The following is a 12,701-nucleotide window of genomic DNA, read 5'->3' on the forward strand; positions in this document are numbered from 1 at the left end:
GTTCTGCGGCAGCCAGTCGAGCTTCGCGTGCGCGCCGACCGTGATGCCGATGCGCTGCGTCGCATCGAGACCGTTCGACTTGTACCACTTGGTCGCGCCGGGCGTCGTCAGTACCGCGTGCGTGCCGTCGCCGAGCGCGATGTCGATGTCGAGCCGGTCGCCGCCCGCGACGCCGCCCGGCGGATGGACGATCACCGCATGGCAGATCGCGTCGCCTTCCGGGTACAGCGGCCGCTGCACGCGCAGCGGGCCGTCGTGCAGCCGGTGCGCGAGCGTCGTGCGCGCGCCGTGCCGCTCGAAGCCGAGTTCGAGGCGGCCGCGCCACGACTTGGCGACGGCGGGCCGGGACAGCGGGGCATGCGAATCGGGAGCGGACATCGGCGGCGAACGGGAAACGAGGAAGCGGGTGCGAAGAACGTGGATGCTACCGGAACAATAATGCAGATGCGGCGTTCGTTGAAAGCGCCGGGTTGGGTCGAATCCCCAATCTTCTGCGTGACAAGCATGGCCGTACATGTCCGATGGCGCGCCGTGCCGTGGAGCGTCAGAGCAGTGCGACGGGCCCGAGCGACACGAGAATGGTGGCACGCTGCTGGCGCGTTTATGCCTGGCTCGGTGGCATGGTGTCGGTCTCCGTGTCGGCTGACGCGTGTTCGCTGTCCAGCGCGGCGAATTTCTCGCGGAGCGCCGACTCCTGCTGTGCGAACACCTCCGGCTTTTTCTTTTTGAGATTCTCGAGGTTGATGAGCTTCCATCTCAGGGCCGGCAACTCGCGCAGATGCGCGTATGGCATCAAGGACCAGTCCGGCTCGGCCCGGACCAGCGATATCAGGAATCGACGATGATTCTCCGTGAGCGATGCGGGTAGTTCCCGATGGAGCCGTTCTTGAGTTGTTTCGAGCACCGCCAGGTCGACGGGCTCGACCGTCATGCCGACGAAATCGGAGTCATAGGCCTCTGCCATCGAGTGCTTCGGTCCAAACAACACTTCGTGAATCGGCCTGTTATGCCCGGACAGATAGCCCACGAACGCATCCACGATATCCGGGCGCAACCCGTGGTGCGCATACATATGCATCACGTCGAAAAGATCGCGCGGATGCTGGCGGTCCAATGCGGCCACCAGCTTGCTGCCATAGAGCTCCGCGTCGTGAAGCGTCGGGACTTCGATGCTGGTGCTGAATGTGTCCTCGGCTTGCTTCGTGAGGAGGCGCCGGACGGGGTCGAGTAACGTGCCCCGGAATATGTAGTTGACCTCGACCTTGACGGCGGTCGCGCCGGAAATGACGACGAGCTTCACGTCGTCGCCCTTCGCTTTCCCGGATGAGGAGGCAGCCGAGAACTCCGTCGCATGTCCCTCGGCCTCGATTTGCTTCCGGGTTCGATCCAGCTCCTGGTCGATCGCATCGAGCGCTTCTTCGCGGTTCAGGCCTCGATCGGTGAACACGACATCGATATCGACCGACAGACGTGGCATGTCATGGAGAAAGAGGTTGAGTGCGGTACCGCCCTTCATCGCGAAGCGCGGCGTGTCGAAGACGATCGGTGCAATCGAGAGCATCAGCCGGACGGTGTCTACGTAGGTCTGGTTCATCACGGTTTGAGTGTGAGTCGCTTGCCGTTTTTCATCTTGTTCGACCATCGCGTGCCTTCGCCGAGACGGTTGACGTGCTTCTGGAGTTCTCGTGCCCACGGAAAATCCGCACCTTGTCCAAGGTCCCGCACCAGTCGTACCACCTTCACGCTCGTACAGTGATGTAGAAGTACGTCCAGCGTTTTGACGCGCAGGTTGCGCAATCCGATCACCAAGTTGGATGCTTCCTCTAATGACTGTCCCTTTCCGATGTCGCTTGCAAGCTCCAGTATGGCTCGCTCCGGCACGGAAACAAGCACGTCGGGTCCCCCGGCGGGAAGCTGCGTCAGCCCGAACGAATAGGGCAACGATTCGTCGAACAACGCAGTGGTCTGGTACGTGTAGTGCATGTGCTCCGCGACCCATGAGGGGATGCGATAGGGTCTCGGGCCCCAGAGAATGACTTTCTCTTTGAATGCGATGTTGTGGCGAACGCCTTGCCAGGCGAGGGCTGTTTTGCCGCCGACGTGGATGCCGGGGACGCGTCGGCCAAGATGCGCGATGATGCCGTCCCGAGAGGGCGTGTCGCCGGTCAGCAGGTAGGTACCTTTCGAAAGGCGTTGCAGCCAGCCGGACTTGACCATATGTGACGCCAAAGCCGCGCTCACGCCCATGTTTCGAAGCATTTCTGAATCGATGGGGTAACCGCGCAGGGTCTCCTGCATCAACCGCTGGACTGTTTTGTTGCTCATCGTGGCGTGATCAGGGCGTTGTTTGATTGCAGTATATATAGAGTATGTTTGATTATCTGCAATTTTGTAACGCTATCGCGCCAGATTCATCGGATCCCGTCACGCCTCGAGCCACGCCTCGGGAAGGACATGATCCGGCTGACACGTTGAGTGCATGCGAGAAATGGCCGGATTATTTGATAATTCGAAAATATACAACGCTCGAATAATAAGGGTCCGTATAAAAAGACCTGATTGCCGGCAGCAGGATGGCCAGGCGGTGTCCATCACACCGCGATCAGTTCGCGCACGCCGTTCGTTTCCATGTCCCGCGCATCACCCCCCGCGACGATCTCACCGCGGCTCATCACCCAGTAGCGATCGGCGATCGATCGCGCGAAATCGTAATACTGTTCGACGAGCAGCACGGTCATGTTCGATTCGTCGACGAGCTGGCGCAGCGTGCGGCCGATGTCCTGGATGATCGACGGCTGGATGCCCTCGGTCGGCTCGTCGAGGATCAACAACTGCGGCTCGCTCATCAGCGCACGGCCGATCGCGAGCTGCTGCTGCTGGCCGCCCGACAGGTCGCCGCCGCGCCGCGCGCGCATGTCCTTCAGCACCGGGAACAGGTCGTAGATGCGGTCGGGTACCTTCGATGGCGCCTTGCGGCTCGCCGCGCCGACGAGCAGGTTTTCCTCGACGGTGAGCCGTGGAAAGACGTCGCGGCCCTGCGGCACGTACGCGAGCCCGGCCGCGACGCGCGCATACGGCGGCAGTGCACCGAGCGCGGCGCCGCGCCACGACACGCTGCCGCTTTTCGCGGCGACGACGCCCATCAGGCAGCGCAGCAGCGTGCTCTTGCCGACGCCGTTGCGGCCGAGCAGCACGGTCAGCTTGCCGTCGTCGGCGGCGAGGTTCACGTTGCGCAGGATATGGCTGCCGCCGTAGTACTGGTTCAGCGCTTCGATTTTCAGCATCGCATCATCGTCCGAGGTAAGACTCGATCACCGCGTCGTCGCGCTTGACCTGGTCGAGCGTGCCGTGCGCGAGCACCGCGCCTTCGGCCATCACCGTCACGCGGCCCGTGTCGCCCGCGAGCGCCGCGACGAACTCCATGTCGTGCTCGACGACCATCATCGAGCAGGTGCCGCGCAGCGTGTTCAGCAGCTCGGCGAGTTCCATCGTCTCGTGGTCGGTCATCCCGGCCGCCGGCTCGTCGAGCAGCAGCAGCGCGGGGCGCTGCATCAGCAGCATGCCGATTTCGAGCCGCTGCTTCTGCCCGTGCGACAGCTCGCCGGCCGCGCGATACGCGTGGCTTTCGAGGCCGATCAGCGCGAGCGTTTCCTCGATCTTTCCCTGCGCGGTGCGGTCGAGCCGCGCGCGCAGCGACGCGAGCCAGCCCTTGTCGGTCTGCATCGCGAGTTCGAGGTTTTCCCACACCGGATGCTGTTCGAACACGGTCGGCTTCTGGAACTTGCGGCCGATGCCCGCCCGCGCGATCTCGGGCTCGTTCATCCGCGCGAGGTCGATCGTCTGGCCCAGAAACACCTTGCCCGCATCGGGCCGCGTCTTGCCGGTGATGACGTCCATCATCGTCGTCTTGCCCGCGCCGTTCGGGCCGATCACGCAGCGCAGCTCGCCCGCGTCGATCGCGAGCGACAGCTTCTTCAGCGCGCGAAAGCCGTCGAAGCTCACCTCGATATCCTCGAGATAGAGGATCGTGCCGTGCGACGTATCGATGCCGTCCGGCACGACGCGCCCCATCGACGCGCTGCCGCTGACGGCGAGCAACTCGTCTTCGGGCGGCGGCGTGAACTGGTAGAGAGCCGTTCCGTTCATGCGCGTTTCCCCTTCGCGAGCACGGTTTCGACGAGGCCCATGATCCCGCGCGGCAGCAGGAGCGGCACGAGCACGAAGATCAGGCCGAGGAAGAACAGCCAGTATTCGGCGAAGTACGCGGTGAAGAAACTCTTCGCGCCGTTCACCGCGAACGCGCCGACGATCGGCCCGATCAGCGTGCCGCGCCCGCCCACCGCGACCCAGATCGCCATTTCGATCGAGTTGCCGGGCGACATCTCGCCGGGATTGATGATGCCGACCTGCGGCACGTACAGCGCGCCTGCGATGCCGCACAGCACGGCCGACACGGTCCACACGAACAGCTTGTACGCGAGCGGGCTGTAGCCGAGGAACATCAGCCGCGTCTCGCCGTCGCGCACCGCGGTCACCACGCGCCCGAGCTTGCTCGTGACGATCGCGCGCGCGGCGATGAACGCGAGCACGAGGGTCGCGAACGTCAGCAGCAACAGCACCGTGCGCGTGCCCGGCGACGTGATCGCGAAGCCGGCGATGCGCTTGAAATCGGTGAAGCCGTTGTTGCCGCCGAAGCCCGTCTCGTTGCGATAGAACAGCAGCATCGCGGCGAACGTCATGGCCTGCGTGATGATCGACAGGTACACGCCCTTCACGCGCGAGCGGAACGTGAAGAAGCCGAACACCCAAGCGAGCACGGCCGGCACGAGCACGACCAGCGCGAGCGCCCACGCGAGATGCTGCGTGCCGCTCCAGTACCACGGCAACTGGTGCCAGTCGAGAAACACCATGAAGTCGGGCAGGTCGCTGCCGTACTTGCCGTCGCGGCCGATCTCGCGCATCAGGTACATGCCGATCGCATAGCCGCCGAGCGCGAAGAACAGGCCGTGACCGAGGCTCAGGATGCCGCAGTAGCCCCACACGAGATCGAGCGCGAGCGCGGCGATCGCATAGCACATCAGCTTGCCCGCGAGCGTCATCGTGTACGCGGACAGATGGAACGCGCTGGCTTCGGGCGCAACCAGCGCGGCGAGCGGCACGCCGATGCCGATCGCCACGCACAGCGCGACGAGCGCGAGCCACGCGCGGCGCGACAGCAGCGCGGGGCGGGGCGGCAGGCCGAGCGCGAAGCCGTCCGCCGCGCGCGCGGCGGCAGCGGGCTTCGACGCGTCGGCGACCGGGTTCGACATCGAATCGGTGTATGAAGTCACGTCAAGCCTCCGCGCTGCGGCCCTTCGAGGCGAACATCCCCTGCGGGCGTTTCTGGATGAACAGCACGATCATCACGAGCACCGCGATCTTCGCGAGCACAGCGCCCCAGAACGGTTCGATCGCCTTGCTCGCGAGGCCGAGCCCGAAGCCGCCGAGCACCGTGCCGGCGATCTGGCCGACGCCACCGAGCACGACGGCCATGAACGAATCGATGATGTAGTTCTGGCCGAGATCGGGGCCCACGTTGCCGATCTGCGACAGCGCGCAGCCGCCGAGGCCCGCGATGCCCGCACCGAATGCGAACGCATACGCGTCGACGCGGGCGGTCTTCACGCCGACGCAGGCGGCCATCCGGCGGTTCTGCGTGACTGCACGCACGAACAGGCCGAGCCGCGTCTTCGTCAGCACGGCCCACGCGACGAACACCACCGCGAGCGCGAACGCGAGGATCGCGAGCCGGTTGTACGGCAGGATCAGGTTCTGCATCACCGTCACGCCGCCGCTCATCCACGACGGGTTCACGACCTGCACGTTCTGCGCGCCGAACAGCATGCGCGTGGCCTGGATCAGGATCAGGCTCACGCCGAAGGTCGCGAGCAGCGTTTCGAGCGGGCGGCCGTACAGGTGCCGCAGCACGAGCCGTTCGAGCACGATGCCAACGAGCGCGGCCACCGCGAACGACACCGGCACGGCGACGAGCGGATACCAGTCGAATGCGCCGGGCGCGTAGCGCTGGATCAGCGTCTGCACGACATAGGTTGCGTACGCACCGATCATCAGGAATTCGCCGTGCGCCATGTTGATCACGCCGATCAGCCCGTACGTGATCGCGAGGCCGAGCGCGGCGAGCAGCAGCACGCTGCCGAGCGACAGGCCCGCGAACAACGTGCCGACGATTTCGCCGCGGCGCTGCAGCGCGTGCAACGTATCGAGCCCGTGTTGCGCGGCGTCGCGCACGCGTGCGTCGGGTTCCGCGTAGCTGCCGTCCGCGTTTTTCGCGACGAGCGGGCGCAGCTGTTCGATCATGTCGAGGTCGCTGCGCGCGGCCACCACTTGCACGGCTTCGAGACGCTTCGCCGGATCGGGATCGTGCAGCGCGGCGATCGCCCACAGCGCATCGAGGCGGCGTTTCAGCGCCGGATCGGTTTCCTTTGCGCGGGCGCGGTCGATCATCGGCTTGAGCGCCGGGTCGGGCGACTTCAGCAGCGCGTCGATCGCGTCGCGCCGCGCGGCCACGTCGGGCGACGCGAGCGCGAGGCCCGACAGCGCGCCGGTGATCTTCGTGCGCAGCAGGTTGTTCAGCATCACCGGCTGCGCGTCGCCGGCCGGCGTCGCGGCCTGCGTGAGCGCGTCGTGCGCGGTGTCGCCGGACTGGATCAGCAGGTGGCCGTCGCCGGTCGCGAGCGCATCGCCGCTCGACAGCGCGTTGAGCACCGCAACGGCACGCGGATCGGTGTCGGCGGCGAGCCGTTCGATCGCGGCCGTCTTCGCGTCGAAGTCGTCGCCGGCGAGCGCGGCGGTGTCGGCTGCCGTCAGCGCGAACGCGGCGTGCGGCAGCAAGCCCGCGAGGGCGGCGCATGCCACGATCGCGCGGGCGGCTCGGCGAAGGCGTGTAGGCATCGGGGAATCCTGTCGGGCGTGGGAAAGGGGAGCGGTGCGGCGTGGCGCCGGCGCGGGCGATGGGTCACGGCAAGCGCGGCCGGCACATCGGCAGCGGGCGAGCGTGCGTGCGGCACGTCGCACACGAAGCGCGACGTGCCGCACGGCGTCAGGCCAGCGCCGCCCGCTGCCGGCGCAGGAACGCCGGAATCGAGCTGACGACGTCCGGCTTGCCCTGGTTGCCCGCGATGAACGGGCTCCACGGCTGCGCACGCACGGCCGTCTTGGTCTTCCACACGACGTTGAACTGCCCGTCGCCGCGGATCTCGCCGATCATCACCGGCTTGTGCAGGTGATGGTTGCCGTCCATCGCGAGCGTGAAGCCCGACGGCGCGGCGACCGTCTGGCCGATCATCGCGACGCGCACCTTGTCGACGTCGGTGCTCTTCGCCTTCTCGACGGCCTGCTTCCACATGTGGATGCCGACGTAGGTCGCTTCCATCGGATCGTTGGTCACGCGCTTCGCGCCGCCCGGCAGGTTGTTCGCCTTCACCCACGCGGCGAACTGGTCCTTGAACTTCGTGTTGGTCGGGTTCTTCACCGACATGAAGTAGTTCCACGCGGCGAGGTGGCCGACGAGCGGCTTCGTATCGATGCCGCGCAGTTCTTCCTCGCCGACCGAGAACGCGACGACCGGCACGTCGGTCGCCTTGATCCCCTGGTTGCCGAGCTCCTTGTAGAACGGCACGTTCGAGTCGCCGTTGATCGTCGAGACCACGGTCGTCTTGCCGCCCTGCGAGAAGGTCTTGATGTTCGCGACGATGGTCTGGTAATCGCTGTGGCCGAACGGCGTGTAGACCTCCTGAATGTCGGCGTCCTTCACGCCCTTCGATTTCAGGAACGCGCGCAGGATCTTGTTGGTCGTGCGCGGATACACGTAGTCGGTGCCGAGCAGGAAGAAGCGCTTCGCGCCGCCGCCTTCCGCGCTCATCAGGTACTCGACGGCCGGAATCGCCTGCTGGTTCGGCGCGGCGCCCGTGTAGAACACGTTGCGCGACATTTCCTCGCCTTCATACTGCACCGGGTAGTAGAGCAGCCCGTTCAGCTCCTCGAACACCGGCAGCACGGACTTGCGCGACACCGACGTCCAGCAGCCGAACACGCACGCGACCTTGTCCTGCGTGAGCAACTGGCGCGCCTTCTCGGCGAACAGCGGCCAGTTCGACGCGGGATCGACCACCACCGGTTCGATCTTGCGGCCCAGCACGCCGCCGCTCTTGTTGATGTCGGCGATCGTCATCAGCGCGGTGTCCTTCAGCGACGTCTCCGAGATCGCCATCGTGCCCGACAGCGAATGCAGGACGCCGACCTTGATCGGGCCGGTGCCCGCGTCGGCCGCGTGCGCGAACGGGCTCTTGCCCGCCAGCGCGAGCGCGCCGGCCATCGAACCGAACTTCAACAGACTGCGACGTTTCATCGAGATCCCCTTGTCGTGTTGGATGCGCGTGCGCCGTGGCGGTGCCGGCCATCGTGTAACGCAAGGCATGTGCCAGTCGCGCGGATGCACGCCCGGCGTGCCTGCGCGGGCCATCGTCGGGCATCGGGGCGGTGCGGATGACGCGCCGTGCAGCATGCGCGGTCCGTTGCGGTGCAGACGCACGGGCGCAAATGGTGCACGACGGCGCTGCGGCGTCGAAACGCGGGAAATGACGGAACAGGGAGGGAAAAGAAAAAACGGGCGCGCGGTGCGCGCCCGTTCGGCGGATCGGTGCGGCCGGCGGCAGGGCCGGGCGGCGCGGCGACGCATGATGCGCCGCCGGAAGGATCGATCAGTAGCGCGGCACGGACGGATCGACGTCGCGCGACCACGCGTCGATGCCGCCCTGCAGGTTGTACAGCTTCGTGAAGCCGCGCGATTCGAGGAACATCGCGACCTGCGCGCTGCGCATCCCGTGATGGCACACGCAGACGATTTCCGCTTCGTCGTCGAGCTCTTCGCTGCGCGCGGGAATCTGCTGCATCGGAATCGCCACGCTGCCGGCGATCTGCGCGGTCGCGATTTCCCACGGCTCGCGCACGTCGAGCACGACCGGCGCGGGGCGCGCTGTGTCGCCGAGCCATTCCGCGAGCATCGCGGGCGTCAGGATCTGCATGGAGGCTCCGCCGCTCAGAACTTGAAGCGCGACGGCTCGATCGCGTTGACCAAGTGGTCGATGTACGTTTCGAACACGTCGGCGACGCGGTACTGCTTGTCGTCGATGCGGGTGATGATCTGCGCCTTCATCACCGGACGGCCGCCGACGAACGCCGACAGGCGGCCGCCGATCTTCAGCTGCTCGAGCATTTCCTGCGGCACGACCGGCAGGCCGCCCGCGACGCAGATCACGTCGTACGGCGCCTTCGCGGCCCAGCCGCGCGAACCGTCGCCGAGCACGACTTCGGCGTTGGTCACGCCGTCGTTGCGCAGGTTGTCTTCCGCGAACTTCGCGATCGTCGGATCGATCTCGACGGCCGTCACGTGCTGCGCGCGATGCGCGAACAGTGCGGCCAGGTAGCCCGAGCCCGCGCCGATCACGAGCACGTTTTCGTGCTTCTTGACCGTCAGTTCCTGCAGCACGCGCGCTTCGACGCGCGGGAACAGCATCTTGCTGGCGCCGCCGGGCAGCGGCAGTTCGAGATCGGCGAACGCGAGATCGCGGTATTCGGCCGGCACGTAGTTTTCACGCTTGACGATCGACAGCAGGCCCAGGACATCCAGATCCAGCACGTCCCACGGACGGATCTGCTGTTCGATCATGTTGAAACGCGCGTTTTCGATATTCATGGTGTGGTCACGCAGCCTGGTCGGCCATCAGCGGGGATAGAGAAACTTCGTGATTGTACCAAACGGCACGGCCGGCAAGCCTTCAGGCGGCCTGCAACAGACCTTTACCCCTTGCTCTTCTTGATCTGCGCCTCGAACGCAAGGTCGAGCTTGCTCGCCTTGCGCGGTTTTTGGGGGCCGAATTCGTCGACGAACTTGACGAATTCGTCGAGCGGCAGCGGCTCGCAGCGCTTCTCGGCGGTGCCGCCCGAGCGGTCGACGAGATAGAACAGGCCGCCCGCCATCGCGACGGCCGCGAAGTGCGGGTTGCCGGAGCGGGTCTTCAGGCGTTCGACCGCGTGGGTCGCTTTGGTGGTGCGCATCTTGGGGGAGCTGGCGAAGCGGATGTAAGCCTCACACTCTATCAAACCGGCCGACCGCGTGCGGCCCGCGGCCGCCCCTTGCCGTGCGAACCGGCCTCAAACCGTGCGCGAGTAGCGCTGCCGCGGCGTCTGGCCGAGGTACGCGTCGAACGCCATCGCGATGTTGCGCACGACCATCCGGCCGGCCGGATGGATCGTCAGCCGGTCGCCTGCGATCGTCAGCAGCCCGTCGCGCTCGAACGGGCGCAGCGCATCGAGCTCGCGCGCGAAATGATCGGCGAAGCGGATGCCGTGCGCGGCCTCGACATGCGAGAACGGCAGTGCGAGGTTGCACATCAGTTGCGTGATCACGTCGCGGCGCAGCCGGTCGTCCGGCGTGAGCCGCACGCCGCGCGCGATCGGCAGCCGGCCCGCGTCGAGCGCGGCGCCGTACGCGGGCAGGTCCTTCGCATTCTGCGCATAGACGTCGCCGACCTTGCCGATCGACGACACGCCGAAGCCGATCAGGTCGGTATCCGCGCGCGTGCTGTAGCCCTGGAAATTGCGCTGCAGCGTACCGTTGCGCTGCGCGCGCACGAGCTCATCGGACGGCCGCGCGAAGTGGTCCATACCGATGTACACGTAGCCGGCCGACGTCAGCATGTCGATCGCGAGGCCGAGCAGCGCGATGCGCGTTTCCGGCGGCGGCAGCGCCGCATCGTCGATCTGCCGCTGCATCTTGAACAGGTGCGGCATGTGCGCGTAGCCGAACACCGACAGGCGATCGGGCGCGAGTTCGATGATCGTTTCGAGCGTGCGCGCGAACACCGCGACCGTCTGGTGCGGCAGCCCGTAGATCAGGTCGACGCTGACCGAATGGAAGCCCGTCGCCCGTGCGGCGGCGAGCAGGTCCGCCGTCATCGCACGCGGCTGGATGCGGTTGATCGCCTGCTGCACGACCGGGTCGAAATCCTGCACGCCGAGGCTCAGCCGGTTGAAGCCGATCGTGCGCAGGTGGACGAGCGTCGCCGGCGTGACCGTGCGCGGATCGATCTCGATCGAGAACTCGGCGTCGGTGTCCGGCGCGAGCGCGAAATGCTCGCGCGTGGCCGCCATCAGCTCGGCCGTTTCGTCGTCGGACAGGAAGGTCGGCGTGCCGCCGCCCCAGTGCAGTTGCGTGACGGGGCGGGACGGATCGAACAGCGCGGCCTGCAGTGCCATCTCGCGCTTGAGCTGGTCGAGATACGGGCGCGCGCGGCGGCGGTTGTTGGTTGCGATCTTGTTGCAGCCGCAGTAGAAGCACGCGGTGTTGCAGAACGGGATGTGGAAGTACAGCGACAGGTCGCTCGACGACGCGCCGGGGTCGCCCGCCGCGCGGACGTAGTCGGCCGGATCGAAATCGTCGCGGAATTGCAGCGCGGTCGGGTACGACGTATAGCGCGGCCCGTTCGCGCCGTATTTCGTGAGCAAATCGGGACGGAACATCGTGTCGGCAGAACCAGAATGCATGACGGTCTCGCGCTTTTTTAGATGCTTTCGAGTATATGAACGCGCGATCGGGCCGCATTGTGTAATAACGTCGCAGCCGGCGATGGCACAATGCGGGGTGGGGCTGCCGGACGCCGCGTCCGGTTGCCGCACCGTTTTTCGTTGTTCGTCGAGAGAGCCGAGTGTCCGTCGAAATGCCTGTCCGCCCGGTGCCCGCCGAAACCCCGCCGCCGCACGCGTGCCGCGAGGGCTGCGGCGCGTGCTGCATCGCCCCGTCGATTTCCAGCCCGATTCCGGGCATGCCCGACGGCAAGCCGGCCGGCGTGCGCTGCGTGCAGCTCGGCGACGACCTGCGCTGCATGATCTTCGGCCGGCCCGAGCGCCCCGCGTGCTGCTCCGGGCTGCAGCCGTCCGCCGACATGTGCGGCGCGTCGCGCGACGACGCGCTCGCGTGGCTCACGCGCCTCGAGGCCGCGACGCGGCCGGCGCATTCAGGAGAGAAATCAGCATGACCGTCCCTCGCGCGCCCGGCCGGCGCCGTTTTCTCGCTGCCGCTGTAGGCGCCGTCGGCGTGTGCGTATCGCTTGCCGCGTGCGCGTCGACGTTCCCGTTCATCCCCGATCACTACACGTTCTCGCGCGGCGACGTGCAGAAGGCCGTCGCGCGCAAGTTTCCTTACCAGAAGACGGTCGCGCAGGTCGTCGACGTGTCGCTCGCGAACCCGGCCGTCAACCTGCTGCCCGACCAGAACCGCATCGCCGTGCAGCTCGACGCGAATTTCGCGAGCCCGTTCCTGCGCGGGCCCGTCAGCGGCAAGTTCACCGTGTCGGGCCAGCTCGCGTACGACGCGCCGAGCCGCTCGGTCGTGCTGAAGGCGCCGGCCGTCGACAGCCTCGTGCTCGACGGCGACGCGCAGATGTACGCGCAGCAGGTCGGCGCCGCCGCCGGCCTGCTCGCGACGCAGTTGCTGACCAACTACCCGATCTACACGTTCAAGCCGGAACAACTGCAATTTGCCGGGGTGAACTACGAACCCGGTACAATTACGATCCTTACAAACGGCATACGCGTGGCGATCGTCGAAAAGTGACGACGGGGCGCGCACGGCCGGGCGGGCC

The 12,701-nt window shown here is 66.5% G+C and carries 14 protein-coding genes; 2 read left to right on the forward strand and 12 right to left on the reverse strand.

Annotation, left to right across the window (positions count from 1 at the left end):
• The 12 genes from JMF86_RS04165 to hemN form a co-directional block, all read right to left on the reverse strand.
• On the reverse strand, positions 1-378 hold a 378-nt coding region (locus JMF86_RS04165; protein WP_201316765.1), incomplete at its 3' end, for an urease accessory protein UreD.
• A 223-nt stretch (positions 379-601) separates the two neighbouring features.
• Positions 602-1,594: a nucleotidyl transferase AbiEii/AbiGii toxin family protein gene (locus JMF86_RS04170; RefSeq protein WP_125381075.1), complete on the reverse strand. Its 993-nt coding sequence runs from the start codon at positions 1,592-1,594 to the stop codon at positions 602-604.
• Positions 1,594-2,325, reverse strand: a complete 732-nt coding sequence (locus JMF86_RS04175) for a type IV toxin-antitoxin system AbiEi family antitoxin domain-containing protein (protein ID WP_124545230.1) — start codon at positions 2,323-2,325, stop codon at positions 1,594-1,596. The genes JMF86_RS04170 and JMF86_RS04175 overlap by 1 nt, the downstream gene beginning before the upstream one ends.
• A 266-nt stretch (positions 2,326-2,591) precedes the next feature.
• Positions 2,592-3,284, reverse strand: a complete 693-nt coding sequence (urtE, locus tag JMF86_RS04180) for an urea ABC transporter ATP-binding subunit UrtE (protein ID WP_175809017.1) — start codon at positions 3,282-3,284, stop codon at positions 2,592-2,594.
• Between the two features lie 4 nt (positions 3,285-3,288).
• Entirely contained in the window at positions 3,289-4,146 is an 858-nt protein-coding gene (urtD, locus tag JMF86_RS04185) for an urea ABC transporter ATP-binding protein UrtD (protein WP_006476695.1), read from the reverse strand.
• The gene (gene urtC, locus JMF86_RS04190; protein ID WP_027810756.1) at positions 4,143-5,330 is read right to left on the reverse strand and encodes an urea ABC transporter permease subunit UrtC; all 1,188 of its coding nucleotides are present in this window, start codon (positions 5,328-5,330) and stop codon (positions 4,143-4,145) included. Before urtC ends, urtD begins: the two co-directional genes overlap by 4 nt.
• A gap of 1 nt (position 5,331) precedes the next feature.
• Positions 5,332-6,951 carry an urea ABC transporter permease subunit UrtB gene (urtB, locus tag JMF86_RS04195; RefSeq protein WP_201316766.1) on the reverse strand — a complete coding sequence of 540 codons (1,620 nt, stop codon included), beginning with the start codon at positions 6,949-6,951 and terminating at the stop codon, positions 5,332-5,334.
• Between the two features lie 148 nt (positions 6,952-7,099).
• Positions 7,100-8,407, reverse strand: coding sequence for an urea ABC transporter substrate-binding protein (urtA, locus tag JMF86_RS04200; protein ID WP_011544779.1), 1,308 nt, complete (start codon positions 8,405-8,407; stop codon positions 7,100-7,102).
• A gap of 352 nt (positions 8,408-8,759) precedes the next feature.
• A complete protein-coding gene (locus JMF86_RS04205; RefSeq protein ID WP_006476692.1) occupies positions 8,760-9,083 on the reverse strand; it encodes a rhodanese-like domain-containing protein in 324 nt (107 codons plus the stop codon).
• Between the two features lie 14 nt (positions 9,084-9,097).
• Positions 9,098-9,754, reverse strand: coding sequence for a protein-L-isoaspartate O-methyltransferase (locus JMF86_RS04210; protein ID WP_011544780.1), 657 nt, complete (start codon positions 9,752-9,754; stop codon positions 9,098-9,100).
• Between the two features lie 104 nt (positions 9,755-9,858).
• Positions 9,859-10,116, reverse strand: a complete 258-nt coding sequence (locus JMF86_RS04215; protein ID WP_125380753.1) for a hypothetical protein — start codon at positions 10,114-10,116, stop codon at positions 9,859-9,861.
• A 96-nt stretch (positions 10,117-10,212) separates the two neighbouring features.
• The gene (hemN, locus tag JMF86_RS04220) at positions 10,213-11,604 is read right to left on the reverse strand and encodes an oxygen-independent coproporphyrinogen III oxidase (RefSeq protein ID WP_125380752.1); all 1,392 of its coding nucleotides are present in this window, start codon (positions 11,602-11,604) and stop codon (positions 10,213-10,215) included.
• Between the two features lie 173 nt (positions 11,605-11,777).
• Between hemN and JMF86_RS04225 the strand changes: the two genes are divergently transcribed.
• Together JMF86_RS04225 and JMF86_RS04230 are read left to right on the forward strand one after the other, a co-directional pair.
• Positions 11,778-12,095: a YkgJ family cysteine cluster protein gene (locus JMF86_RS04225; protein WP_125381074.1), complete on the forward strand. Its 318-nt coding sequence runs from the start codon at positions 11,778-11,780 to the stop codon at positions 12,093-12,095.
• Complete coding sequence (locus JMF86_RS04230) at positions 12,092-12,673, forward strand: DUF1439 domain-containing protein (RefSeq protein ID WP_074800945.1); 582 nt, start codon at positions 12,092-12,094, stop codon at positions 12,671-12,673. The genes JMF86_RS04225 and JMF86_RS04230 overlap by 4 nt, the downstream gene beginning before the upstream one ends.
• Positions 12,674-12,701: the final 28 nt, after the last annotated feature.

The organism is Burkholderia sp. E168m15, assembly GCF_016586105.1.
In the GTDB taxonomy this organism is placed as follows: Bacteria; Pseudomonadota; Gammaproteobacteria; order Burkholderiales; family Burkholderiaceae; genus Burkholderia; species Burkholderia orbicola.

Excerpts from the sequence above, each read along its gene's own strand:
- urtD (WP_006476695.1), bottom strand. The coding sequence starts at position 4,146 with ATGAACGGAACGGCTCTCTACCAGTTCACGCCGCCGCCCGAAGACGAG.
- JMF86_RS04230 (WP_074800945.1), top strand. The coding sequence starts at position 12,092 with ATGACCGTCCCTCGCGCGCCCGGCCGGCGCCGTTTTCTCGCTGCCGCT.
- urtB (WP_201316766.1), bottom strand. The coding sequence starts at position 6,951 with ATGCCTACACGCCTTCGCCGAGCCGCCCGCGCGATCGTGGCATGCGCC.
- JMF86_RS04175 (WP_124545230.1), bottom strand. The coding sequence starts at position 2,325 with ATGAGCAACAAAACAGTCCAGCGGTTGATGCAGGAGACCCTGCGCGGT.
- hemN (WP_125380752.1), bottom strand. The coding sequence starts at position 11,604 with ATGCATTCTGGTTCTGCCGACACGATGTTCCGTCCCGATTTGCTCACG.
- JMF86_RS04205 (WP_006476692.1), bottom strand. The coding sequence starts at position 9,083 with ATGCAGATCCTGACGCCCGCGATGCTCGCGGAATGGCTCGGCGACACA.
- urtA (WP_011544779.1), bottom strand. The coding sequence starts at position 8,407 with ATGAAACGTCGCAGTCTGTTGAAGTTCGGTTCGATGGCCGGCGCGCTC.
- JMF86_RS04215 (WP_125380753.1), bottom strand. The coding sequence starts at position 10,116 with ATGCGCACCACCAAAGCGACCCACGCGGTCGAACGCCTGAAGACCCGC.
- JMF86_RS04225 (WP_125381074.1), top strand. The coding sequence starts at position 11,778 with ATGCCTGTCCGCCCGGTGCCCGCCGAAACCCCGCCGCCGCACGCGTGC.
- urtE (WP_175809017.1), bottom strand. The coding sequence starts at position 3,284 with ATGCTGAAAATCGAAGCGCTGAACCAGTACTACGGCGGCAGCCATATC.
- JMF86_RS04210 (WP_011544780.1), bottom strand. The coding sequence starts at position 9,754 with ATGAATATCGAAAACGCGCGTTTCAACATGATCGAACAGCAGATCCGT.
- JMF86_RS04170 (WP_125381075.1), bottom strand. The coding sequence starts at position 1,594 with ATGAACCAGACCTACGTAGACACCGTCCGGCTGATGCTCTCGATTGCA.